19 protein-coding genes are annotated in these 21,003 nt (G+C 69.0%); 15 read left to right on the top strand and 4 right to left on the bottom strand.

The window, feature by feature from the left end; genetic code table 11:
* Positions 1–10 precede the first annotated feature (10 nt).
* Entirely contained in the window at positions 11–2,527 is a 2,517-nt protein-coding gene (locus G582_RS0106715; protein WP_028839185.1) for a hypothetical protein, read from the top strand.
* A gap of 132 nt (positions 2,528–2,659) precedes the next feature.
* On the opposite strand, the gene G582_RS0106710 is transcribed toward G582_RS0106715, so the two are convergent.
* Entirely contained in the window at positions 2,660–3,067 is a 408-nt protein-coding gene (locus G582_RS0106710; RefSeq protein ID WP_028839184.1) for a hypothetical protein, read from the bottom strand.
* A 253-nt stretch (positions 3,068–3,320) separates the two neighbouring features.
* Here G582_RS0106710 and trmY point away from each other — a divergent pair, with 253 nt between their 5' ends.
* Entirely contained in the window at positions 3,321–3,914 is a 594-nt protein-coding gene (gene trmY / locus G582_RS0106705) for a tRNA (pseudouridine(54)-N(1))-methyltransferase TrmY (RefSeq protein ID WP_028839183.1), read from the top strand.
* A 186-nt stretch (positions 3,915–4,100) separates the two neighbouring features.
* Positions 4,101–5,690 carry an SDR family NAD(P)-dependent oxidoreductase gene (locus G582_RS0106700; protein WP_028839182.1) on the top strand — a complete coding sequence of 530 codons (1,590 nt, stop codon included), beginning with the start codon at positions 4,101–4,103 and terminating at the stop codon, positions 5,688–5,690.
* Positions 5,691–5,974: 284 nt separating this feature from the next.
* Here the strand turns inward: G582_RS0106700 and groL are convergent, their stop codons facing one another.
* Together groL and groES are read right to left on the bottom strand one after the other, a co-directional pair.
* A complete protein-coding gene (groL, locus tag G582_RS0106695) occupies positions 5,975–7,612 on the bottom strand; it encodes a chaperonin GroEL (protein ID WP_028839181.1) in 1,638 nt (545 codons plus the stop codon).
* A 53-nt stretch (positions 7,613–7,665) separates the two neighbouring features.
* Positions 7,666–7,956: a co-chaperone GroES gene (gene groES / locus G582_RS0106690; protein WP_028839180.1), complete on the bottom strand. Its 291-nt coding sequence runs from the start codon at positions 7,954–7,956 to the stop codon at positions 7,666–7,668.
* 177 nt (positions 7,957–8,133) lie between these two features.
* On the opposite strand from groES, the gene cutA reads away from it, so the two are divergent.
* From cutA to purD, 12 genes are all read left to right on the top strand, one after another.
* Positions 8,134–8,460 (top strand): divalent-cation tolerance protein CutA, encoded by a 327-nt coding sequence (gene cutA, locus G582_RS0106685; RefSeq protein WP_028839179.1) that lies wholly within the window; start codon positions 8,134–8,136, stop codon positions 8,458–8,460.
* Positions 8,461–8,464: 4 nt separating this feature from the next.
* Complete coding sequence (locus tag G582_RS0106680) at positions 8,465–10,813, top strand: protein-disulfide reductase DsbD family protein (RefSeq protein WP_038053182.1); 2,349 nt, start codon at positions 8,465–8,467, stop codon at positions 10,811–10,813.
* Positions 10,813–11,466, top strand: a complete 654-nt coding sequence (locus G582_RS15775; RefSeq protein ID WP_051246889.1) for a TlpA family protein disulfide reductase — start codon at positions 10,813–10,815, stop codon at positions 11,464–11,466. Before G582_RS0106680 ends, G582_RS15775 begins: the two co-directional genes overlap by 1 nt.
* A gap of 208 nt (positions 11,467–11,674) precedes the next feature.
* Positions 11,675–12,115, top strand: a complete 441-nt coding sequence (gene aroQ, locus G582_RS0106670; RefSeq protein WP_028839177.1) for a type II 3-dehydroquinate dehydratase — start codon at positions 11,675–11,677, stop codon at positions 12,113–12,115.
* A 78-nt stretch (positions 12,116–12,193) separates the two neighbouring features.
* Positions 12,194–12,676: an acetyl-CoA carboxylase biotin carboxyl carrier protein gene (accB, locus tag G582_RS0106665; RefSeq protein WP_028839176.1), complete on the top strand. Its 483-nt coding sequence runs from the start codon at positions 12,194–12,196 to the stop codon at positions 12,674–12,676.
* A 6-nt stretch (positions 12,677–12,682) separates the two neighbouring features.
* Entirely contained in the window at positions 12,683–14,050 is a 1,368-nt protein-coding gene (accC, locus tag G582_RS0106660; protein WP_028839175.1) for an acetyl-CoA carboxylase biotin carboxylase subunit, read from the top strand.
* A gap of 94 nt (positions 14,051–14,144) precedes the next feature.
* Positions 14,145–15,455: a hypothetical protein gene (locus G582_RS15770; RefSeq protein ID WP_051246886.1), complete on the top strand. Its 1,311-nt coding sequence runs from the start codon at positions 14,145–14,147 to the stop codon at positions 15,453–15,455.
* Positions 15,456–15,518: 63 nt separating this feature from the next.
* Entirely contained in the window at positions 15,519–16,448 is a 930-nt protein-coding gene (gene prmA, locus G582_RS0106650) for a 50S ribosomal protein L11 methyltransferase (RefSeq protein WP_028839174.1), read from the top strand.
* Complete coding sequence (locus G582_RS15765) at positions 16,445–16,957, top strand: DUF3426 domain-containing protein (RefSeq protein ID WP_083961036.1); 513 nt, start codon at positions 16,445–16,447, stop codon at positions 16,955–16,957. Before prmA ends, G582_RS15765 begins: the two co-directional genes overlap by 4 nt.
* A 136-nt stretch (positions 16,958–17,093) precedes the next feature.
* Entirely contained in the window at positions 17,094–17,357 is a 264-nt protein-coding gene (gene fis / locus G582_RS0106640) for a DNA-binding transcriptional regulator Fis (RefSeq protein ID WP_028839173.1), read from the top strand.
* A gap of 70 nt (positions 17,358–17,427) precedes the next feature.
* Positions 17,428–19,017, top strand: a complete 1,590-nt coding sequence (purH, locus tag G582_RS0106635) for a bifunctional phosphoribosylaminoimidazolecarboxamide formyltransferase/IMP cyclohydrolase (RefSeq protein WP_028839172.1) — start codon at positions 17,428–17,430, stop codon at positions 19,015–19,017.
* Between the two features lie 128 nt (positions 19,018–19,145).
* Positions 19,146–20,432 (top strand): phosphoribosylamine--glycine ligase, encoded by a 1,287-nt coding sequence (gene purD, locus G582_RS0106630; protein ID WP_028839171.1) that lies wholly within the window; start codon positions 19,146–19,148, stop codon positions 20,430–20,432.
* Between the two features lie 3 nt (positions 20,433–20,435).
* Here purD and G582_RS0106625 read toward each other — a convergent pair whose 3' ends face one another.
* Positions 20,436–21,002 carry an arylesterase gene (locus G582_RS0106625; RefSeq protein WP_248642705.1) on the bottom strand — a complete coding sequence of 189 codons (567 nt, stop codon included), beginning with the start codon at positions 21,000–21,002 and terminating at the stop codon, positions 20,436–20,438.
* Position 21,003 lies beyond the last annotated feature (1 nt).

The following is a 21,003-nucleotide window of genomic DNA, read 5'->3' as shown; positions in this document are numbered from 1 at the left end:
AGGCCTTGCGATGACCACCGGGCATTCGATCTGGCGCCGTCTTGCCGCCGCCACCGGGAAAGGACTCCTGGTGCTGGCGAGGCAGCTGCTTGCCGGCCTGCGCGCGCTGACGCGCTTCCTCGCGTTGCGGGTGATGCCTGCGTCGTGGCGTTGGCTGCGTGGCAGCGCGTTTCCCGCGCTGCAGCGGTTCTATAGATGGCTGCCGCATCGGCGCAAGGTGGTGGCCGGCGCACTGCTGGCGGTTTCTGCAACGGGTGCGCTGTTGTGGTTGCAGCCGTCATGGCTGGCGCCGCTGCGCGACGGCGGCCCGCCGCAAGCCGAACCGGTGGAGGTGTCCCGGCAGCAGGCGCGGTGGGTCGATCGCATCCTGTCCGACGACTGGCAGGCGCAGAAGGACGGCACCCGGGCCGTGCTGGAATCGATTGGCGCCACGGTCCTGGAGACGGGCGCGGCGGTGCCCGCGGAGCCCGGGTTCTTCGTCAGGCAGGAGGAGCTGTTGATCCTCGCGATGGATGGGGCGCGCAAGGCCACCACGTCCCGGCTGAGCCTGGCCGAGTACGGCTTCATGCTCCAGGACTTCGGCTTTCCGTTCGCCGAGGACCGGGTGGCCAGCCTCGCCATGCAGGAGGCCGTGCGCGACTGGGTGGGCAAGGCGCTGGATGATGCCTCGACGCCCGGTGCGCAAGCGGCGCGGTTCCTGCACGCGATGGCGGCCCGGCAGCAGCCCGCCATCGACCTCGCCTCCAGCGGATGGAGTGCCGAGCAGTACCGGATGACGCACCTGGAGCTGTTCGTGCTGACCGCCGCTCTGCTGCAGGACACGCCACGGCAACCGACGCCCGCCCGTCGCATCGCCTTCGATCCCTTGGATCTCCTCGTGCCGAAGGCATACGCGAGCGGTGCCGCGGGCGATTCCTGCTCCATCGCCAAGGATGCCTACGAACGCAGCGGGGCCGTGCAACCCGGCGAGAAGACCATGGAAGCGGTGATCGGCCACCTGCTCGACCTGGCCATCGATGCGGGCAATGTCGCCGACGCCCGCGTCGCGGCCAAGCGGATGGCCGCGGTGGCAAAAGCGGCGAAGGCCCTCAATCTCGTGGCCAAGCTGCAGAAACTGATGATGCTTTACAGCTCGCTGGAGGTGCGCGTCGTCGCCGACCAGCCGTCGGTGCACAAGCCGTCCAGGGAGGAGCCCGGGCGCGAAGTGGTGTTCACCGCCACGGTGGAGATCGACGAGGAGAAATACAGGGAATACAAGCGCGCCAGCGAGCAGTCGCCGCACTACCGGACGCTCAAGGCGTGCCTGAAATCGCTTGGGCTTCCGGCTCCCTCCAACGAGGACGATCTCGTCAAGGACATGGAGAACTGGGAAGTGTCCTGGGACCTGTGGGGAGGCTCGCACGCGAAGGGAGGCGCGCATGCGAGCTGGTCGACGGAGAAGAATGCGTTCGAGAGCCGCAACCTGCGGCGCAAGCGGCTGGAGATGCAAGGCGAGACCCGCGGCACCTCGCGCTTCATCATCGACATCCATCGCGAGGACACCCCGCACGAAGGAGAAGTCACCAGCCGCTACGTCCGCGGCACTGCCACCCTGCACACCGACACCATGCCCGGCACCGAGGCCGCCCAGTCCTACGAGGATGCGGCGAAGACCCTCATGGCCGGCGACGTGAGGACCGGCGCGCTGGCATTGATTGCCAACACGATCGGCCTGGTCGGGTCGCTGGCGACCGAACTTGCGGTGAACTGGGCCCAGCGCCTGCTGGATCCGGAAGTGGACGCGCCGGTCGAAATCGTCTTCCACCAGCCCGGCCATGCCGGCTACGGTTACGAGGGAACCGTGCAGGCCACCACCTCGAGGCAGCACTCGAGCAGCCGAACCACACAGCACCGCAGCCGTCGTGCCACCGCCACGATGACGCACACGGAGAAGCGGCAGGGCCAGGCCTCGCTGCAGGCCAGCGGCATCCGTCCCACGCGCATGCGCTACACCCGCTTCCAGGAGCGCCGGGACACTGCGGTATGGGAGATGGAAGGGCAGGCAACCGTTTCCGGCTCCCTCGCCGTGTCGAGCATCAACAGCGGGGAGGAACTCTGCATCGCGGGTATCAAGGCCGCCAAGGTGGAACGCAACTTCGGCGTCCGCAGCAACGGCTCCTCGTCGGAGGCGATCGACTACGCCATGAGGATCGAGCAGACCGGTTCGCGCGAGCAGGGATACCGGATGCAGGTCTACCTCACCGGTGCAGGCATCACCTTCGAGACAGCCAGCACCCACCACAGCATCAAAGGCGAGGGCTGCGAATTCGCCGGCGGCCATGAACATACGAAAACCGAAACGGGCAGTGCCAGCATGGGGTTCCCCGGGTTGGTCGAGGATTACGCCATCGACGCGCCTTTTCCGAAGACCATCTCCGGCACCAGATCGGTCAAGAACGGCGATGGTTCCACCACGCAGTGGCGCTGGAACTTCCGCCGGACCGGACCTTTCCGGCAGGAACCGGCCGCGAACCGGACTGGCCGATGAGGATCAGCCTGATCGGCCTGCTGCTGGGCCTGTGCAGTTGCGGCCCTGCGGCGTGGGTAATTCGGCGTCGATCGTCATCGGCGATTGTGGCCGACGCAAGCGATCACGCACGCCGGTCGCCGCCCGCGCCGCTCACTGCCCCGCCAACGCGGGTTCGCGGGGGACGATGCTGGTGGGAACATTGATCGCGCGCGGCACGCTGCGGTAGCGGAACGCGGCGTGGAAGCCGGAGGCCTCGCCTTCCGGCTCCAGGGTGACCGTGAAGGCCGGCTCCTCACTAGGCTTCCTGCGCATCATCGCGACGATCCGGCCCTGCCAGGGCTGCCCCGGCGCCACCGTGAACACGGCCGGCTCGCCGCGGCCACGCAGCGTCACCCGCACCCGGCCACGCTGGACGCCGAAATCACCGTCCAGTTCGACGCCGGGACGGTGCGACGGCCCGCTCACGCGCAGCCTGGCCGCGGTGCGGCGCGCGAACGCCTCCACCCGCAGCGTGCATTCCCTGGCGCCCCGAGCGGGGAGGCGCAGTTGCGCGAACATGCGGTGGAGTTCTCCGGTGATCTCAATGCTGGCGCGGGCCGCCGGTCTGTTGCGCAGCCTCCCCCACACGCTACCCGATTAACCGTCGAGGCATCTCCCGGTCAGAGCGTCGGCCCGGCAGACACTGCCCGCCATGACGCATGGATTTTCCTTGGTCGCGGTGAGGTTGAATATGCAACCGAAGCGACTGGTTGGTGGACAATGTGCAGGCGGCGCGCAAGTTGCCGCATTGGACAAGAAGGCAGCCAGACGCATGCGGACCTTTGTACTCAGAGCACGGGCGGCACCCACCGACAGCGCCAAGCTCCTGGCCTCGGTGGGCAGCGGGGCGCATGCGGAAATCCTCGCGCACACCCTGATGAACGCGATCTTCGTGGCGCAGTCGCATCGCCCCGATGTCGTCGTCTACCTGGTGCTGGAAAGCACCGAGGACTTCTCCCGCACGATCCGTTTCGACGCCAACGCGATGCAGGACATTGGCGGTTTCAACGAGCAGGCGCTGCTGGGCAAGGTGGCCCGGGCGCTGGATGCGTCCAGGGGAATGGGCAAGGAAGAGATGCGTCCGGTGGAGCCCGGCGTCTGCGTGCGCACGCTCAGCTTCGAGCGGCTGGTGCAGCAGCTGGCCGAGAACCAGCAATTGTTCGTGATGGACCGCAAAGGCGCGCCGATCCGCGAACAGGCGTTCCACGGCAACCCCTGTTTCCTGTTGACGGACCACATCCCGATGCCAAAGAACACGTTCCACACCCTCGACCGGCTGGGGGCGACCCGGATCACCCTGGGCAAGACCATGCTGTTCGCATCGCAGTGCGTGGTACTGATCCATCACGAACTCGACCAGCGCTAGCGGCAAGCCAGGGGCGAATCCGCCTTTCCACGCGACCAGTGAACGCCCTGACGCGCGAAGCAGCCCTGCCGCATCGCGCTTCAGGCGCGGCGCGGCCGAAACGACTACCGTAGCGCCTCCCCGAAACACCCGGATACCGTTTTGACGACCAAGATTCCGCCGGCCGACCGTCCGGCCGACGCCGCCATCGCCACCGACGCTTCGCCTGGTGCCGACACCGCAAACGCGCCCGACGCCGCCCTGCTGCAACGCCTGCGTGACGCCGCCGCGCTGCTGGAGCAGGTCGGTGCCGACCACTCTCTGCTCGATGCGTTGCCGAGCGCCGACCGCGACCGGCTGCAGCGCGCGGTGGCGCAGGTCTACCACCCGGACCCGGCCGCGCGACGGCTGCGGCTCAAGGTGGCCGAGCGCGAGCGCAACGCGGCGAAGATCCAGCGCGAGGAAGCGGTGCTCAACGCCACCGGGATCCGCGCGCTGCGCCGCAAACCGGTGTTCACCACCCCGAACTATTTCCCGCCGCAGGGTTTCCAGCCGCACGACCGCGACGACGAACCCACCCACGACGAGACGATCGGCGAGGCCGGCGAGCCGCGGCACTGTTACGTCTGCAAGCAGAAGTACACCGCGATCCACCACTTCTACGACCAGCTGTGCCCGCCCTGCGCGGCGTTCAACTTCGCCAAGCGCACCGAGCTGGCCGATCTGCGCGGTCGGGTTGCGCTGCTCACCGGCGGCCGGGTCAAGATCGGCTACCAGGCCGGGCTCAAGCTGTTGCGCGCCGGCGCGGAACTGATCGTGACCACCCGTTTCCCGCGCGACTCCGCCGCGCGTTACGCCCGCGAGCCGGATTTCGCCGAATGGGGCCACCGGCTGGAAGTGTTCGGGCTCGACCTGCGCCATACGCCCAGCGTCGAGGCGTTCTGCAACCAGCTGCTGGCAACCCGCTCGCGGCTGGACTTCATCATCAACAACGCCTGCCAGACGGTGCGCCGCCCGCCGGATTTCTACGCCCACATGATGGCCGGCGAAACCGCCGCGCTGGCCGATGCCCCCGACGCAGTGCGCCGCGTGCTGGGCAGCTACGAGGGCCTGCGCAGCGCGCGCATGCTGCCGCAGGACAGCGCCGCGCTGGCACCGCACCTGCTCGATACGCATGGCGAGGCGCCGGGCCTGACCCGCGCCGCCGAACTGTCGCAGTTGCCCCTGCTGCCGGAAGAACTGCTCGCCCAGCAGCACCTGTTCCCCGAGGGCCGGCTCGACCAGGACCTGCAGCAGGTCGACCTGCGCGAAACCAATTCGTGGCGGCTGCGGATGGCGGAGGTGCCGTCGGTGGAACTGCTGGAGGTGCAGCTGGTCAACGCCATCGCGCCGTTCCTGATCAATGCGCGGCTCAAGCCGCTGATGCTGAAGACACCCGGCCGCGACAAACACATCGTCAACGTGTCGGCGGTGGAGGGCCAGTTCTACCGCAACTTCAAGACCACCCGCCACCCGCACACCAACATGGCCAAGGCCGCGCTGAACATGATGACGCGCACCGCGGCCGCCGATTACCACGCCGACGGCATCCACATGAACAGCGTCGACACCGGCTGGGTGACCGACGAGGATCCGGCGGCGCTGGCGGCGCGCAAGGTGCTCGAGGAACGCTTCCATCCACCGCTGGACATCGTCGACGGCGCGGCGCGGATCGTCGACCCGATCATCGCCGGCCTCAACAGCGGGGAGCACGTCTGGGGCCAGTTCCTCAAGGATTACCGGCCGACGGATTGGTGATTTGGAGGCAGGCCAGGGTCACACCCGCTGGACGGGTCGGCCAGCCGTCGCCGACGCGCTGGACCGCCGGCGGCAAATCGCTGGGCACTTGTTTCCGGCAGCGCCTTGATGGACAGGCCCAAGGCGATACCTTCTGGCCGGCTGGAATCGGCATCCGGCAGGCCGCTAGGGATGCCGAGGAGGTGAACCTACCCCGGTTGTCCCACGCCCCACCATCCACACAAACACGAAGCCCGGCACAAGGCCGGGCTTCGTGGTCAAGCGTGACGCAAGGCGCGCTGGATTTAGAAATCCATGCCGCCCATGCCGCCCATGCCGCCGCCCGGCATCGCCGGCTCGTCCTTCTTCGGCAGCTCGGCCACCATCGCCTCGGTGGTGATCATCAGGCCGGCGATGGAGGCCGCGTTCTGCAGCGCGGTGCGGGTGACCTTGGTCGGGTCCAGGATGCCGAACTCGATCATGTCGCCGAACTCGCCGTTGGCGGCGTTGTAGCCGAACGCGCCCTTGCCTTCGGCGACGCGGTTCAGCACCACGCTCGGCTCGTCGCCGGCATTGGTGACGATCTCGCGCAGCGGGGCTTCCATCGCGCGCAGGGCGATCTGGATGCCGTGGTCCTGGTCTTCGTTGATGCCCTTCAGGCCGGCAATCGCGGCCTTGGCGCGGATCAGGGCAACACCGCCGCCGGGGACGATGCCTTCCTCGACCGCAGCGCGGGTGGCGTGCAGGGCGTCTTCGACGCGCGCCTTCTTTTCCTTCATCTCGACTTCGGTGGCGGCACCGACCTTGATGACGGCCACGCCACCGGCCAGCTTGGCCACGCGCTCCTGCAGCTTCTCGCGGTCGTAGTCGGAGGAGGTTTCCTCGATCTGCGCCTTGATCTGCTTGATGCGGGCCTGGATGCCGTCGGCTTCGCCGGCGCCGTCGATGATGGTGGTGTTTTCCTTCGACACCTGGATCTTCTTGGCGCGACCCAGATCCTTGATGGTGGCCTTCTCCAGCGACAGGCCCACTTCCTCGGAGATCACGGTGCCGCCGGTCAGGATGGCCATGTCTTCCAGCATCGCCTTGCGGCGGTCGCCGAAGCCCGGGGCCTTCACGGCGCAGACCTTGACGATGCCGCGGATGGTGTTGACCACCAGCGTCGCCAGCGCCTCGCCCTCGACCTCTTCCGCCACGATCAGCAGCGGCTTGCCGGCCTTGGCCACGCCTTCCAGCACGGGCAGCAGGTCACGCACGTTGGAGATCTTCTTGTCGTGCAGCAGGATGAACGGGTCGTCCAGCTCGGCCTGCATCGACTGCTGGTTGTTGACGAAATACGGCGACAGGTAGCCGCGGTCGAACTGCATGCCCTCGACCACGTCGAGTTCGTTCTCCAGGCCCGAGCCATCCTCGACGGTGATCACGCCTTCCTTGCCGACCTTGTCCATCGCCTGCGCGATCAGGTCGCCGATGTTGGCGTCGCTGTTCGCGGAGATGGTGCCGACCTGGGCGATTTCCTTGTTGGTCGACGACGGCTTGCTGATGGTCTTCAGCTCGGCCACGGCGGCGGTCACCGCCTTGTCGATGCCGCGCTTCAGGTCCATCGGGTTCATGCCGGCGGCAACCGCCTTCATGCCCTCGCGGATGAACGCCTGCGCCAGCACGGTGGCGGTGGTGGTGCCGTCACCGGCGTTGTCGGAGGTCTTGGACGCGACTTCCTTCACCATCTGCGCGCCCATGTTCTCGAACGCGTCGGCCAGCTCGATTTCCTTGGCGACGGAAACGCCGTCCTTGGTGATGGTGGGCGCGCCGAAGCTCTTCTGCAGCACGACGTTGCGGCCCTTCGGGCCGAGGGTGGCCTTGACGGCATTGGCGAGCACGTTGACGCCGCGCACCATGCGCACGCGAGCGTCTTCGCCGAAACGGATATCCTTGGCAGCCATTGCGATTACCTCAGTAATTATTCAGTGGGATAGGGGTGGGAAGTAACGCGCGATCAGCCGAGGATCGCGAACAGGTCGTCTTCCTTCACCACCAGCAGCTCGGCGCCATCCAGCTTCACCTCGGTGCCGCTGTACTTGCCGAACAGGACCTTGTCGCCCACCTTCACCTGCGGGGCGCGGACCTGGCCGTTGTCCAGCACCTTGCCGGTGCCCACGGCGACCACTTCGCCCTTGATGGGCTTCTCGGTGGCGCTGTCGGGGATCACGATACCGCCCGCGGACAGCTTCTCTTCTTCCATGCGCTTGATGACCACGCGGTCGTACAGCGGCTTGATGCTGGACATGTGCAACCTCTGCAAATGATTGATTGAACGGGGAAAACCCGGAAATTTTAGCAGTCGCACTCGGCGACTGCCAACGCCTGGGACGAAAACATCCCGGGACCGGGATGGCAGAGAGATGGGGCGCTGCGGACGGGTTTCAAGGGCCCGTGGCCAACCGTCGCCGGCTACCCTGTCGGCATGGACGTCCTGATCTGCTTCTGCAGCTGTCCCGATACCACCACCGCCGGGCGCATCGCCGATGCGCTGGTGGAAGAGCGGTTGGCCGCCTGCGTCAACCTGCTGCCGGGGCTGCAGTCGGTGTACCGCTGGCGGGGAAAGCTGCAGCGCGATGCCGCCGAAGTGCTGCTGCTGATCAAGACGACGCGGGCGCGCTACCCGGCCTTGCAGGCGCGGCTGCCGCAGCTGCACCCGTATGAACTGCCGGAGCTGCTGGCGGTCGAATCCGCCGCCGGCCTGCCCGCGTACCTGCAGTGGGTGGTCGAATCGACCCGTCCAGTAGAATGACCCGATGACCGGATTGCCCCTTCGCCTGCGCCGCTGGCTGGCCGCGCCGGCCCTGATCGCGAGCCTGCTGGCCGCCACCCCGGCCATCGCCGCCGACTTCGAACTGCCGCCGGTGGACGAAGTGTTCGTGCTGTCGGCGCAGGCCACCGCGCGCAACCGCATCGAGGTGCGCTGGAAGATTGCCGACGGCTATTACCTGTATCGGCACCGCACCTCGGTCAAGGCCGGCGCCAGCTTCGCCGAGCCGCGGCTGGCGCTGCCCGACGGCAAGAAGCATCGCGACGAGTTCTTCGGCGACGTCGAGACCTACCGCACCCAGCTGGTGGGGGTCGTGACCGGGGTGCCGGCGGCCACCGCCACCGGCGTCGCGCTGACGGTGAAGTACCAGGGCTGCGCCGACGCCGGCGTGTGCTATCCGCCGCAGACCCGCACCCTGAGCGTGGCGCTGCCGCAGGCCGATGCGGGCGATGGCTTCCTGCCCGGCCGCAAATCCGGCGGCGGGCTGTTCGGCCTCGGCAACCGCGGCGCCGCGGTGGACGCCGCGCCGCTGCCCGCCGCGCAGGCCTTCGGCAGCGAACTGATCGCGCTGGACGGCAACACCCTGCTGCTGCGGCTGACCCCGGCGCGCGGCTATTACCTGTACCGCGACAAGCTGTCGGTGCAGCTGGAAGGCGGCCGCGGCCTGTCGGTGAAGCTGCCGCCGCCGGCCAAGCTGCCCGCCGCCACGCCCTATCGCGACGAGCACTTCGGCGATGTGGCGGTGTATTTCGACCAGGTCGAGATCGCCCTGCCGGTGGCGCGCAGCACCACCCGCGCCGCCAGCGGCACCCTGGTGCTGGGCCTGCAGGGCTGCCAGGACAATGGAATCTGCTATCCACCGATGACACGGCGGCTGGCGTTTTCGCTGCCGGCGGGGAAGCTGGCGGCAATCGCAAATCTCGACGCGTGGCGCAGTGACGGCCCCGCCGAAGCGGCGCCTGCTGCGGGCGCAGCGGCGGCCGATGCTGCGGCCTTGGCGGCCACGCCGGCTGGCGACACCGCGCCCGCAACCCTGCCAGCCGAAGTATCCGGCTCGGCGCTCGCGGCAGGCAGCGCCCCGCAACCTGTCCGCGAAGCCCCGCCGCAGCGCAACACCCCCGGCCTGCTGGCAGCGCTACTGCTGGCGCTGGGCGGCGGCCTGATCCTCAACTTGATGCCCTGCGTGCTGCCGGTGCTGTCGCTGAAGGCGCTGTCGCTGGCGCAGAGCGGCGCCGGCCGCGGGGAGGCGCGCCGCCACGCGCTGGCCTATACCGCAGGCGTACTGCTGTCGATGCTGGCGCTGGGCGCGCTGGTGCTGGCGCTGCGCCATGCCGGGCTGGCGCTGGGCTGGGGCTTCCAGCTGCAGCAGCCGCTGGTGCTGGCCGGGCTGGCGCTGGTGATGTTCGCGCTGGGGCTGTCGCTGTCCGGGCTGTGGCAGGCCAATGTCGGCCTGGGCCAGCGCACCGGCGCGCTGCTGCGCGGCGAAGGCGTGCGCGCCGATTTCTTCACCGGGGTGCTGGCGGTGGTGCTGGCCACGCCCTGCACCGCGCCGTTCATGGGCGCGGCGCTGGCCTACGCCTTCACCGGCCCCACCGCCGGTGCGCTGCTGGTGTTCCTGATGCTGGGGCTGGGACTGGCGCTGCCGTTCCTGCTGATCGGCTTCGTGCCGGCCTTCGCCCGCCTGTTGCCGAAACCGGGCGCGTGGATGGAAACGCTCAAGCAGCTGCTGGCGTTCCCGCTGTATGCCACCGCGGCCTGGCTGGTGTGGGTGCTGGCCAAGCTGCGTGGGGCCGACGCTGCCGGATTGTGGCTCGCCGCGGCCATCACGCTGGCACTGGCCGCGTGGGCATGGATGCGGGCGCGCAACGGCGGGGCCCGCGGCTGGCAGGTGCTGGCACTGGCTGCGTTGCTGGCGGTCGGCTGGCCGTTGGCGAAACTGCATGCCTTGCCGCGGCCGCAGGCCAATGTCGTGGCGGCGCCGGCCGGCATCTCCAGTGTGGCGTGGTCGGAGCAGGCGCTGTCCGACCTGCGCGCGCAGGGCCGGCCAGTGTTCGTCAACATGACCGCCGACTGGTGCGTGACCTGCAAGGCCAACGAGAAGACCGTGTTCGCCCGTGATCGGTTCCGCAGCGCGCTGGAGGCGGCCAACGCCGTCTACATGGTCGGCGACTACACCGACGTCGACCCGGCCATCACCGCCTACCTGCAGCGTCATCGCGCGGTCGGCGTGCCGCTGTACGTGGTGTATCCCCGTGGCGGCGCCGAAGGTCGCATCCTGCCCACCCTGCTGACCGCCGGCATGGTGGAAGACGCCCTGCGCGAGGCCGCGCGCTGATGCCGTCCAACCGCGCGGTGCTGGTGGTGGCGCTGCTGGCGGCGATTGCCGGCGCCGGCGCCAGCCTGCTGTTCGAGCCGACCATCGCCTACCGCCTGGCCGGCACCGAGGTGGGCCAGCAGGTGCTGGATGCCTCGCTGAAGGCGCGCGCGCCGGCTGCGCCCGCCGGCGTCAGCGTCGCCAAAAAAGGCGGCATCGTGCCGGCAATGACGCTGCCCGATGTCAGCGGCCAGCCGGTCGCCATTCCCGCCGCCTGGGCCGGGCGCACCACCCTGGTCAACCTGTGGGCGACCTGGTGCGCGCCCTGCCTGAAGGAAATGCCGGACCTGCAGGCCTTCGCCGACCAACAGTCGGCCGACGCTGGAAAGGCCTTTGTCAACGCCCAGGGCGCCGGCGGCGTACGGGTGGTCGGCATCGCCCTGGACGATGCCGCCGCCGTGGCGGCGTTCCTGCGCCAGCACGGCATCACCTACCCGGTGCTGCTGGATGCCGCCGGCCCGGCCGATGCCGGCGTGCGGCTGGGCAATCCGGCCGGCGTGCTGCCCTATTCGATACTGGTGTCGGCCGACGGGCGGCTGCTGAAGACCCGGATCGGGCCGTTCACGGATGCCGCCGACATCGCCGCGTGGGCGGGCGCTGCATCCACGCGTTGACTACGGGTTCCGTGGCAATGTGTCCGCGGAGCCCGTCGTCCGCCGCCAGGAACACGGCCCTTGCGGCGAAGCAGCTCGCCACCATTTAGAGCCGCCGCTCCAACATCCGATTAAAACCCCGTTATCCGGCAAAAGTTCGCCGAACTGGACAGCATCCACCTTTCGCGGGACACTGCGCGCCTGTTTTCCGGGGCATCCGACCCAACCGATGGCAACCCTGCTGCTCCTGCACGGCCCCAACCTCAACCTGCTCGGCAGCCGCGAGCCGGAGGTGTACGGGCACACCACGCTGGCCGACATCGATGCCGACCTGGCGGCGCGCGCGCAGGCGGCCGGACATGTGCTGCACAGCTTCCAGTCCAATGCCGAGCATGCGCTGGTGGACCGGGTGCAGGCCGCCCGCCTGGATGGCACCGCGTTCATCCTGATCAACCCCGCCGCCTTCACCCACACCTCGATCGCGCTGCGCGATGCGCTGGCCGCGGTGGCCATCCCCTTCATCGAGATCCACCTGTCCAACCCGCACGCCCGCGAGCCGTTCCGCCAGCACAGCTATTTCAGCGACAAGGCGGTGGGCGTGGTCTGCGGCTTCGGCGCGGACTCGTACCGCTATGCCCTGGACGCCGCGCTGCAACGGCTGGCCCACTGATCCGGGGCGCACCGTCTTTCCCCATTCCACCCCCGCGCCGCGCATCAACGCCGCCGGACCCAAGCAAGAGGACCCGTCATGGATCTGCGCAAGATCAAGAAGCTGATCGACCTGCTGGAAGAATCGAACCTCGCCGAAATCGAGATCAAGGAAGGCGAGGAGTCCGTGCGCCTGGCGCGGATGCCGAAGGGCGGGTTGGCCGCCGCCGCGCCGGCGCCGGTCATGCACCAGATGATGGCAGCCGCCGCCCCGGCGATGCCGATGAACTCGCCGGTGCAGGCCGCCACCGGCGGCAGCCCCAAGCCCGCCGACCCGGAACTGCCGGCCGGCCACGTGATGCGCGCGCCGATGGTGGGCACGTTCTACGCCAGCCCCTCGCCGGACAAGCCGGCATTCGTGTCGATTGGCCAGGCGGTCAAGGCCGGCGACACGCTGGGCATCATCGAGGCGATGAAGATGTTCAACCCGATCGAGGCCGAGGTCTCCGGCACCGTGCTGGCGATCAAGTGCGAAAGCGGCCAGCCGGTCGAATTCGACCAGCCGCTGTTCGTCATCGGGTAAGCAGCCATGCTCGAGAAAGTCGTCATCGCCAACCGCGGCGAAATCGCGCTGCGCATCCTGCGCGCCTGCCACGCGCTGGGCATCCGCACCGTCGCGGTGCATTCCACCGTCGACCGCAACCTCAAGCACGTGGCGATGGCGGACGAGTCCGTCTGCATCGGCCCGGCGCCTTCGGCGGAGAGCTACCTCAACATGCCGGCGATCATCGCCGCGGCCGAGGTCACCGACGCCCAGGCCATCCACCCGGGCTACGGCTTCCTGTCCGAAAACGCCGACTTCGCCGAGCGGGTGGAGCAGAGCGGCTTCGTGTTCATCGGCCCGAAGGCCGACACCATCCGCCTGATGGGCGACAAGGTCGAGGCGATCCGCGCGATGAAGGCGGCGGGCGTGCCCTGCGTGCCGGGCAGCGGCGGCCCGCTGGGCGACGATGCGGCCACCAACGTCAAGATCGCGGCGGAGATCGGCTATCCGGTCATCGTCAAGGCGGCCGGCGGCGGCGGCGGGCGCGGCATGCGCGTGGTCCACACCGAGGCCGCGCTGGTGAACGCCATCGCCACCACCAAGCAGGAAGCCAAGGCCGCGTTCGGCAACGACATGGTCTACATGGAGAAGTTCCTGGAGAACCCGCGCCACGTGGAGATCCAGGTGCTCGCCGACGGCCAGGGCAGCGCCATCCACCTGGGCGAACGCGACTGTTCGATGCAGCGCCGCCACCAGAAAGTGGTGGAGGAAGCGCCCGCACCCGGCATCACCGACGCGCAGCGCGCGGAAATCGGCAAGGTCTGCGTGGAAGCCTGCCTGCGCATCGGCTACCGCGGCGCCGGCACCTTCGAGTTCCTGTACGAGAACGGCCGCTTCTACTTCATCGAGATGAACACCCGCATCCAGGTGGAGCACCCGGTGACCGAGCTGGTCACCGGCATCGACCTGGTGCGCGAGCAGCTGCTGATCGCCGCGGGCCACCGGCTGTCGATCAAGCAGAGCGACGTGGTGCTGAACGGCCACGCCATCGAGTGCCGCATCAACGCCGAGGACCCGGACAACTTCTTTCCCTGCCCCGGCCTGATCCAGCACTTCCATGCCCCGGGCGGCCCCGGCGTGCGGGTGGATTCGCACATCTACGAGGGCTACCGCGTCCCGCCGAACTACGACTCGATGATCGGCAAGCTGATCGTCCACGGCGCCGACCGCGCGCAGGCGATCGCCCGCATGCGGGTGGCGCTGAGCGAAATGGTGGTGGACGGGATCAAGACCAACATCCCGCTGCAGCAGCGCATCCTCGCCGACGGCGGTTTCACCCAGGGCGGCCAGAACATCCATTACCTCGAAAAGCGCCTGGCCGAGCGCAAGGAAAAGGCGCTCTCGCTGCTCTGAGCGGGCGCACGGCGCCGGCGTAGGGCGGCCGATGTCCGCTTGCGCCGGCTTTTTCCGCTGTAACCGGAAGCCACCGCTGCTTCCGGAGTCCACCATGCGCCGCACCGCCCCGTTGATCGCCCTCGCCACCACGCTGCTGGCGTTGCCCGCCGCGAGCCAGCAGGGCAAGACGCCGCCCACCAATCTTTACATCGACATCGCCACCCACAACATGGCGGGGATGCCGGACATGGGCGCGATGATGGGCGGACTTGGCGGCTTCATGGCCAAGCGCATGGGCGGCGGCGAGGCGTTCAAACCTGCCTACCCTTCCACCCGCGCCGCCGGCATGACCGGCCAGTACCTGGATATCGCCCTGCACAACGCGCTGAAGCCCGGCGTGGAGGCGCAGGAGCTGGTGCCAGCCGGGCTGAACCTGGGCAGGTCGCTGACCCTGCTGCCTTTCCAGCCGAACGGCCATGGCAAAACCACATCCGAAATCGGCACGGTGCCCGACGTCGAGCTGCAGATCCGCGAATACTGGGGCTGCGGCGCGGCGGTGCGGGCTGGCCAGCCAAAGCTGGCCAGCATCAAGGTCAAGGGCGGCCTGATCAATCCGAAGAAGGGCGCCGCGGGCATGACCGGGGTCAGCGTGGAGTCCAGCGGCAGCTTCTCGAAGGGCCTGTACGTCCCGGACCGCGACATCGACCTCAAGCCCGGCTTCGTCTACTGGCCGAATCCGCAGCATGGCCGGCAGGTGCCGGCAGGTGCAAGGCTGGCCGGCGGCCATCAGGTCACCGGCAGCGGCATCCCGGCGTCGATGTCGTTCAACGTGGACGAAGCCGCCGACTTCATGCCGAAGCTGGGGCTGCGCGCGCAGGGCGAGCCAGCCGACGCGGTCGCGCTGGACTGGCCGTCGGTGGCGCGCGCACGCGCCTACTTCATTACCGGCATGCGCATGGAAATGGCCAGCGAACGGTCCTACACCTTGACCGTGTGGAGCAGTGCCGACGTGCCCGGCGCCGGCAGCGAACTGCACGCCTACCTGACCGGTGGCAGCATCGACAAATGGCTGAAGAAGAAGATCCTGCTGCCGGCCTCGGCCACCAGCTGCGTGGTGCCAAAGGGCATCTTCGCCAGCGCCGCCGGCGGCGAAACCGGGATGGTGCCGGCGATGCTGATGATGACCGCCTATGGGCCCGAGCACTGGATCACCTACCCGCCCAAGCCGGCCGATCCGAAGCAGCCGTGGAACCCAGAATGGAGCGTGCGCCTGCGCGCCAAGTCCACCGCCACCGCGATGCTGGGCCTGGACTTCGGCGAGATGGGCATGCCGCAGGAGCAGGACGAAGGCGACGGCGGCAAGGCGCCGCCACAGAAGCGCCCCAACATGAAGGGCCTGCTGAAAGGCCTGCTGGGTGGTTGAGGCGCCCGCGCAGCCCACGATGAACCTGCGAGAATGGCGCGACCGCCACGCGCCATCCTCGCCATGCCCTATCTGCAACTGACCCTTCCCAGCACCGAAGCCCAGCAGCCGCGCATCGAGCGCGCGCTGGACGACGTGGGGGCGCTGGCGGTCACCCTGCAGGACGCGCATCTGGACGCCGCCGACGAACAGGCGATCTTCGAGCCCGGCGTCGGCGAGATCCCGCTGTGGGACGAGATGACCCTGACCGCACTGTTCCCGGAGGAAACCGACGCGCTGGTGTTGCTGGCCGCGCTGGACGCGTTCGATCCGGGGCTGGACTGGAGCCGCGCACGCTTCGAGAAGGTCGAGGACCAGGACTGGGAACGCGCCTGGCTGGACATGTTCCAACCGATGCGATTCGGCGAACGCTGCTGGATCGTGCCCTGGGACCATCCGCTGCCCGAGGACGCGCAGGCGCCGGACGCCGCCATCGTCCGCCTCGATCCGGGTCTGGCGTTCGGCTCCGGCACCCATCCCACCACCGCGCTGTGCCTGCGCTGGCTGGACAGCCTCGCCGCCGCCGACGAACTGCAGGGCAAGGCCGTGCTCGACTTCGGCTGCGGCAGCGGCATCCTCGCACTGGCGGCGCTGAAGCTGGGCGCGGCGCGCGCGGTCGGCGTGGACAACGACCCGCAGGCGATCACCGCCACCCACGACAACGCGCAGCGCAACGGCGTCGCCATCGACGTGCACCTGCCTGCGGAAGAGCCGGTCGCCACCTATCCGGTGGTGGTGGCCAACATCCTCGCCTCGGCGCTGGACGCACTTGCCGAGGCGCTGGCCACGCGCACCGCTGCCGGCGGCCGCATCGCCATGTCCGGCATCCTCGCCGGGCAGGAGGGCGAACTGCTGGTGCGCTTCGCGCCGTGGTTCGATGCCCTGCAGGTGGCGCGCGAGGAAGACTGGGTGCGCATCGACGGCGTGCGCAACGCCAGCCCGGTGCAGGGATGAGTCGCGCACCCAGCTTCGTCCTCGCCGGTTCCGCCACGGCCAATCGCCAGCGTGGCGAGTGGCTGGCGGCAGCAGCCCTGGCGCTGGTGCTGCTGGCGCAGCTGGGGTGGTTGCAGCGCGAGCGCCTGGCCGCCAGCACGCAGCTGCGGCCGCTGCTGGAGGCGACCTGCGGCGCGCTGGGCTGCACGCTGCCGGCATGGCACGAGCCCGCCGCGTTCGCCCTGCTCTCGCGCGACGTGATCGCCCCACCCGAGCGTCCGGGCGTGCTGCGCGTGCAGGCCAGCTTCCGCAACGATGCGCACTGGCCACAGCCATGGCCGGCGCTGCGCCTGACCCTGTCCGACCTCAACGGCCGCACCCTCGGCACGCGCCGCTTCCAGCCGGCCGACTACCTGCCCACCGGTACCGCACGCAGCGCGCGGATCGCGCCGGGCCAGGCCAGCCAGATTGCCTTCGACATCGTCGAACCGGCACCGGGCGTGGTCGGTTTCGACTTCCGCTTCGAGTAAGTCCGCGCGAAGCGAGAAGGCGGTCAACAATGCTGCGATGAATGCGCGCGGGCACTGACACCGCCGCAATCGCCGCGCTAGACTCGCTGCGCCGCCCCACGCGCTCGATGCCGGCGGCCTGCCCAAGGGATCTCAGTTGACGCCTTCCGAACACCGTCAGGACGCCGCGCCGCGCGCGCCGTTGCGTGAGCATGTCGCCGACGCCGTGCGCCGCTACCTGCGCGACCTTGACGGCAGCGACACCGACGACCTGTACAGCATCGCCTTGCGCGAGCTGGAGATTCCCCTGTTCGCCGAAGTGCTGCGCCACTGCGACGGCAACCAGAGCCGCGCCGCGGCGATGCTGGGCATCCACCGCGCCACCCTGCGCAAGAAGCTGCGCGACTACGGCATGGGCTGAGGCCGGCGCAGGCCGGGCGCAGCGGGCCGGCACCGTATAATCGACGCTTCCCCACCGCCCCCTTCCACGCATGTCCGCCGACTTCCTTTCCGGCGCGCCGGTGACCGTCCGCCGCGCCCTGCTCTCCGTTTCCGACAAGACCGGCCTGATCGAATTCGCCACGGCGCTTTCCGCCCACGGCGTCGAACTGCTGTCCACCGGTGGCACCGCCAGGGCGCTGCGCGAGGCCGGCCTGGCGGTGAAGGACGTCAGCGAGGTGACCGGCTTTCCGGAAATGATGGACGGCCGCGTCAAGACCCTGCACCCGAAGGTGCACGGCGGCCTGCTGGGGCGCGCCGGGGTGGACGATGCGGTGATGGCGCAGCACGGCATCGGCGCCATCGACCTGCTGGTGCTGAACCTGTACCCGTTCGCGCGGGTGTCGGCCAATCCGGACAGCCGCTTCGAAGACATCATCGAGAACATCGACATCGGCGGGCCGGCGATGCTGCGCAGCGCGGCCAAGAATTTCGCCCGCGTCGCCGTGGCCACCGCGCCGGCGCAGTACGCCGGCCTGGTCGAAGAACTCGCCGCCAACGCCGGCGCCCTCTCGGCGAAGACCCGCTGGCAGCTGGCGGTGACGGCATTCAACGACGTCGCCATCTACGACGCCTGCATCAGCAGCTACCTGTCGTCGCTCGGCGAGGACGGTGCACCGATGCAGTTCCCGGCGCAGGCCAACGGCAACTTCGTCAAGGTGATGGACCTGCGCTACGGCGAGAACCCGCACCAGCAGGCCGCGTTCTACCGCGACCTGTGGCCGGCCCCCGGGTCGCTGGCCACCTTCACCCAGCTGCAGGGCAAGGAGCTCAGCTACAACAACATCGCCGACAGCGATGCGGCGTGGGAATGCGTGCGCCAGTTCGACGCGCCGGCCTGCGTGATCGTCAAGCACGCCAACCCCTGCGGCGTGGCGATCGGCAACGGCTGCTTTGATGCCTACGAGGCCGCCTATGCCACCGACCCCACCAGCGCCTTCGGCGGCATCCTCGCCTTCAACACGAAGCTCGATGGCGCGACCTGCCGCACCATCCTCGACCGCCAGTTCGTCGAAGTGCTGATCGCGCCCGACTACGACGACGAGGCGCTGGCCTACGCATCGAGGAAGGCCAACGTGCGCGTGCTGCGCATCCCGCTGGCGCCGCCATCCAAGCACTTCATCGACACCAAGCGGGTCAACTCCGGCCTGCTGATGCAGACCGCCGACGATCGTGTGGTCAACCGCGACGAGCTGAAGGTGGTGTCGCAACTGCCGCCGACCGACGCGCAGTTCAATGATCTGCTGTTCGCGTGGAAGGTGGCGAAGTTCGTCAAGTCCAACGCGATCGTCTACGCGAAGGACAACCGCACGATTGGCGTCGGCGCCGGCCAGATGAGCCGCGTGTATTCCGCGCGCATCGCCGGCATCAAGGCGACCGACGCAGGCCTGGTCGTGCCCGGGTCGGTGATGGCCAGCGATGCCTTCTTCCCGTTCCGCGACGGCATCGACGCCGCCGGCGAAGCCGGCATCAAGGCAGTGATCCAGCCGGGCGGCTCGATGCGCGACGCGGAAGTGATCGCGGCGGCGGACGAGCACGGGATCGCGATGGTGTTCACCGGCGTCAGGCATTTCCGGCATTGATGCTTGTCTCCTCCCCCCGCGTGCAGTGGGAGGCCGGGAGGGGGTTGCGCTCTAGCGTGTAAAGAACACACCCCACCCCAACCCTCCCCTGCACGCAGGGGCGGGAGTCCCTTCACGGAGATCCGCACATGAAACTCCTCGTCATCGGTTCCGGCGGTCGCGAGCACGCGCTGGCGTGGAAGCTGGCGCAATCACCGCGTGTCAGTGAAGTCATCGTCGCGCCGGGCAACGCCGGCACCGCGCGCGAGGCGAAGTGCCGCAACGTCGCGGCCAAGGTGACCGACATCGACGGCCTGCTTGCACTGGCGCAGGACGAAGCCGTGGCGCTGACCGTGGTCGGGCCGGAAGTGCCGCTGGTCGCGGGCGTGGTGGATCGCTTCCGCGCCGCATCCCTGCGCATTTTCGGGCCCACCGCCGCCGCCGCGCAGCTGGAGGGCAGCAAGGCTTTCGCCAAGGACTTCCTCGCCCGCCACGGCATCCCCACCGCGTTCTACGAAGTGCACGCCGAGGTCGATGCCGCGCTGGCCTACGTGCGTGCCAAGGGCGCGCCCATCGTCATCAAGGCCGATGGCCTGGCCGCCGGCAAGGGCGTGATCGTGGCGATGACCCTCGACGAGGCCGAAGCCGCGGTCCGCGACATGCTCAGCGGCAACGCTTTTGGCGATGCCGGCGCACGCGTCGTCATCGAGGAATTCCTCGATGGCGAGGAAGCCAGTTTCATCTCGATGGTGGACGGCCATACCGCGCTGCCGATGGCGACCTCGCAAGACCACAAGCGCGTGGGCGACGGCGACACCGGCCCCAACACCGGCGGCATGGGCGCGTATTCGCCGGCGCCGGTGGTCACGCCCGAGGTGCACGCGCGGGTGATGCGCGAGGTGGTGCATCCCACCGTGCAGGGCATGATCCGGGACGGCATTCCGTTCACCGGCTTCCTGTATGCCGGGCTGATGATCGACGCCAGCGGCGCGCCCAAGGTCATCGAGTTCAACGTCCGCTTCGGCGACCCCGAAACCCAGCCGGTGATGCTGCGCCTGCAGTCGGACCTGGTCGAACTGGTGGAGGCCGCCATCGACGGCAAGCTCGATGGCATCGAAGCGCAATGGGATCCGCGCCCGTCGCTGGGCGTGGTGATGGCCTCGAAGCCGTACCCGGACACGCCGGTCAGCGGCGAGGTGATTTCAGGGCTGGATGGCGTGCCCGCCAGCGCCAAGGTCTTCCACGCCGGCACCGCGCTGGACGCCGACGGCCGCGTGCTCAGCGCCGGGGGCCGGGTGCTGTGCGTGACCGCGCTGGGCGCGAGCGTGTCGGAAGCGCAGCGCAATGCCTATGCAGGCGTCGATGCGATCCGCTGGGTGCACGAGTTCCACCGCAGCGACATCGGCTGGCGCGCGATCGCGCGCGAGCAGGGCTGAGGTTCAGCGCGCCGGCAGTTCGTCCAGCGCAGCCAGCACCTGGTCCGCCAGCAGCGGCTGCGCGGCGGCAACCGGGTGCAGGTTGTCGCCCTGGAACCATTTGCGCTCGGTGCCCAGCGGGGCGAGGAAATGCGGGATCAGCCCGGTGCCCAGGCGCTGGCTGATCAGCAGGTAGCTGCGCTGGAAATCGACCGCATAGCGGCCGAAGTTGGGCGGCAGCTGCAGTCCTACCAGCAGCACCTGCGCGCCGGCCTTGCGCGAGGCGCCGATCATCCAGCCCAGATTGGCGCCCAGCTGCCGCAGCGGCAGCCCGCGCAGGCCATCGTTGGCACCCAGTTCGATGACGACGATGTCCGGCTGCACGCGGGCCAGTTCGGCATCGATGCGGCTGCGCCCGCCGGCGCTGGTTTCGCCGGAAATGCTGGCGTTGTGGAAGGCGTAGCGCGCCGACTTCGCATCGGCCAGCGCCACCCAGCCCTGCTCCGGGCGCAGGCCGTAGGCGGCCGACAATGAGTCGCCCATGACCAGTACTTTCCGCTCACGTGCATCGGCCTCGGATGCGGCTAGCATC

Origin of the sequence: Thermomonas fusca DSM 15424 (assembly GCF_000423885.1) — a bacterium.
Lineage (GTDB): Bacteria > Pseudomonadota > Gammaproteobacteria > Xanthomonadales > Xanthomonadaceae > Thermomonas > Thermomonas fusca.
This window is presented reverse-complemented; position numbering and strand designations above follow the sequence as displayed.

Coding starts and splice junctions, on each gene's coding strand:
- G582_RS0106715 (WP_028839185.1), top strand. CDS start 11: ATGACCACCGGGCATTCGATCTGGCGCCGTCTTGCCGCCGCCACCGGG.
- G582_RS0106710 (WP_028839184.1), bottom strand. CDS start 3,067: ATGTTCGCGCAACTGCGCCTCCCCGCTCGGGGCGCCAGGGAATGCACG.
- trmY (WP_028839183.1), top strand. CDS start 3,321: ATGCGGACCTTTGTACTCAGAGCACGGGCGGCACCCACCGACAGCGCC.
- groL (WP_028839181.1), bottom strand. CDS start 7,612: ATGGCTGCCAAGGATATCCGTTTCGGCGAAGACGCTCGCGTGCGCATG.
- groES (WP_028839180.1), bottom strand. CDS start 7,956: ATGTCCAGCATCAAGCCGCTGTACGACCGCGTGGTCATCAAGCGCATG.
- cutA (WP_028839179.1), top strand. CDS start 8,134: ATGGACGTCCTGATCTGCTTCTGCAGCTGTCCCGATACCACCACCGCC.
- G582_RS0106680 (WP_038053182.1), top strand. CDS start 8,465: ATGACCGGATTGCCCCTTCGCCTGCGCCGCTGGCTGGCCGCGCCGGCC.
- G582_RS15775 (WP_051246889.1), top strand. CDS start 10,813: ATGCCGTCCAACCGCGCGGTGCTGGTGGTGGCGCTGCTGGCGGCGATT.
- aroQ (WP_028839177.1), top strand. CDS start 11,675: ATGGCAACCCTGCTGCTCCTGCACGGCCCCAACCTCAACCTGCTCGGC.
- accB (WP_028839176.1), top strand. CDS start 12,194: ATGGATCTGCGCAAGATCAAGAAGCTGATCGACCTGCTGGAAGAATCG.
- accC (WP_028839175.1), top strand. CDS start 12,683: ATGCTCGAGAAAGTCGTCATCGCCAACCGCGGCGAAATCGCGCTGCGC.
- G582_RS15770 (WP_051246886.1), top strand. CDS start 14,145: ATGCGCCGCACCGCCCCGTTGATCGCCCTCGCCACCACGCTGCTGGCG.
- prmA (WP_028839174.1), top strand. CDS start 15,519: ATGCCCTATCTGCAACTGACCCTTCCCAGCACCGAAGCCCAGCAGCCG.
- G582_RS15765 (WP_083961036.1), top strand. CDS start 16,445: ATGAGTCGCGCACCCAGCTTCGTCCTCGCCGGTTCCGCCACGGCCAAT.
- purH (WP_028839172.1), top strand. CDS start 17,428: ATGTCCGCCGACTTCCTTTCCGGCGCGCCGGTGACCGTCCGCCGCGCC.
- purD (WP_028839171.1), top strand. CDS start 19,146: ATGAAACTCCTCGTCATCGGTTCCGGCGGTCGCGAGCACGCGCTGGCG.
- G582_RS0106625 (WP_248642705.1), bottom strand. CDS start 21,002: ATGCTAGCCGCATCCGAGGCCGATGCACGTGAGCGGAAAGTACTGGTC.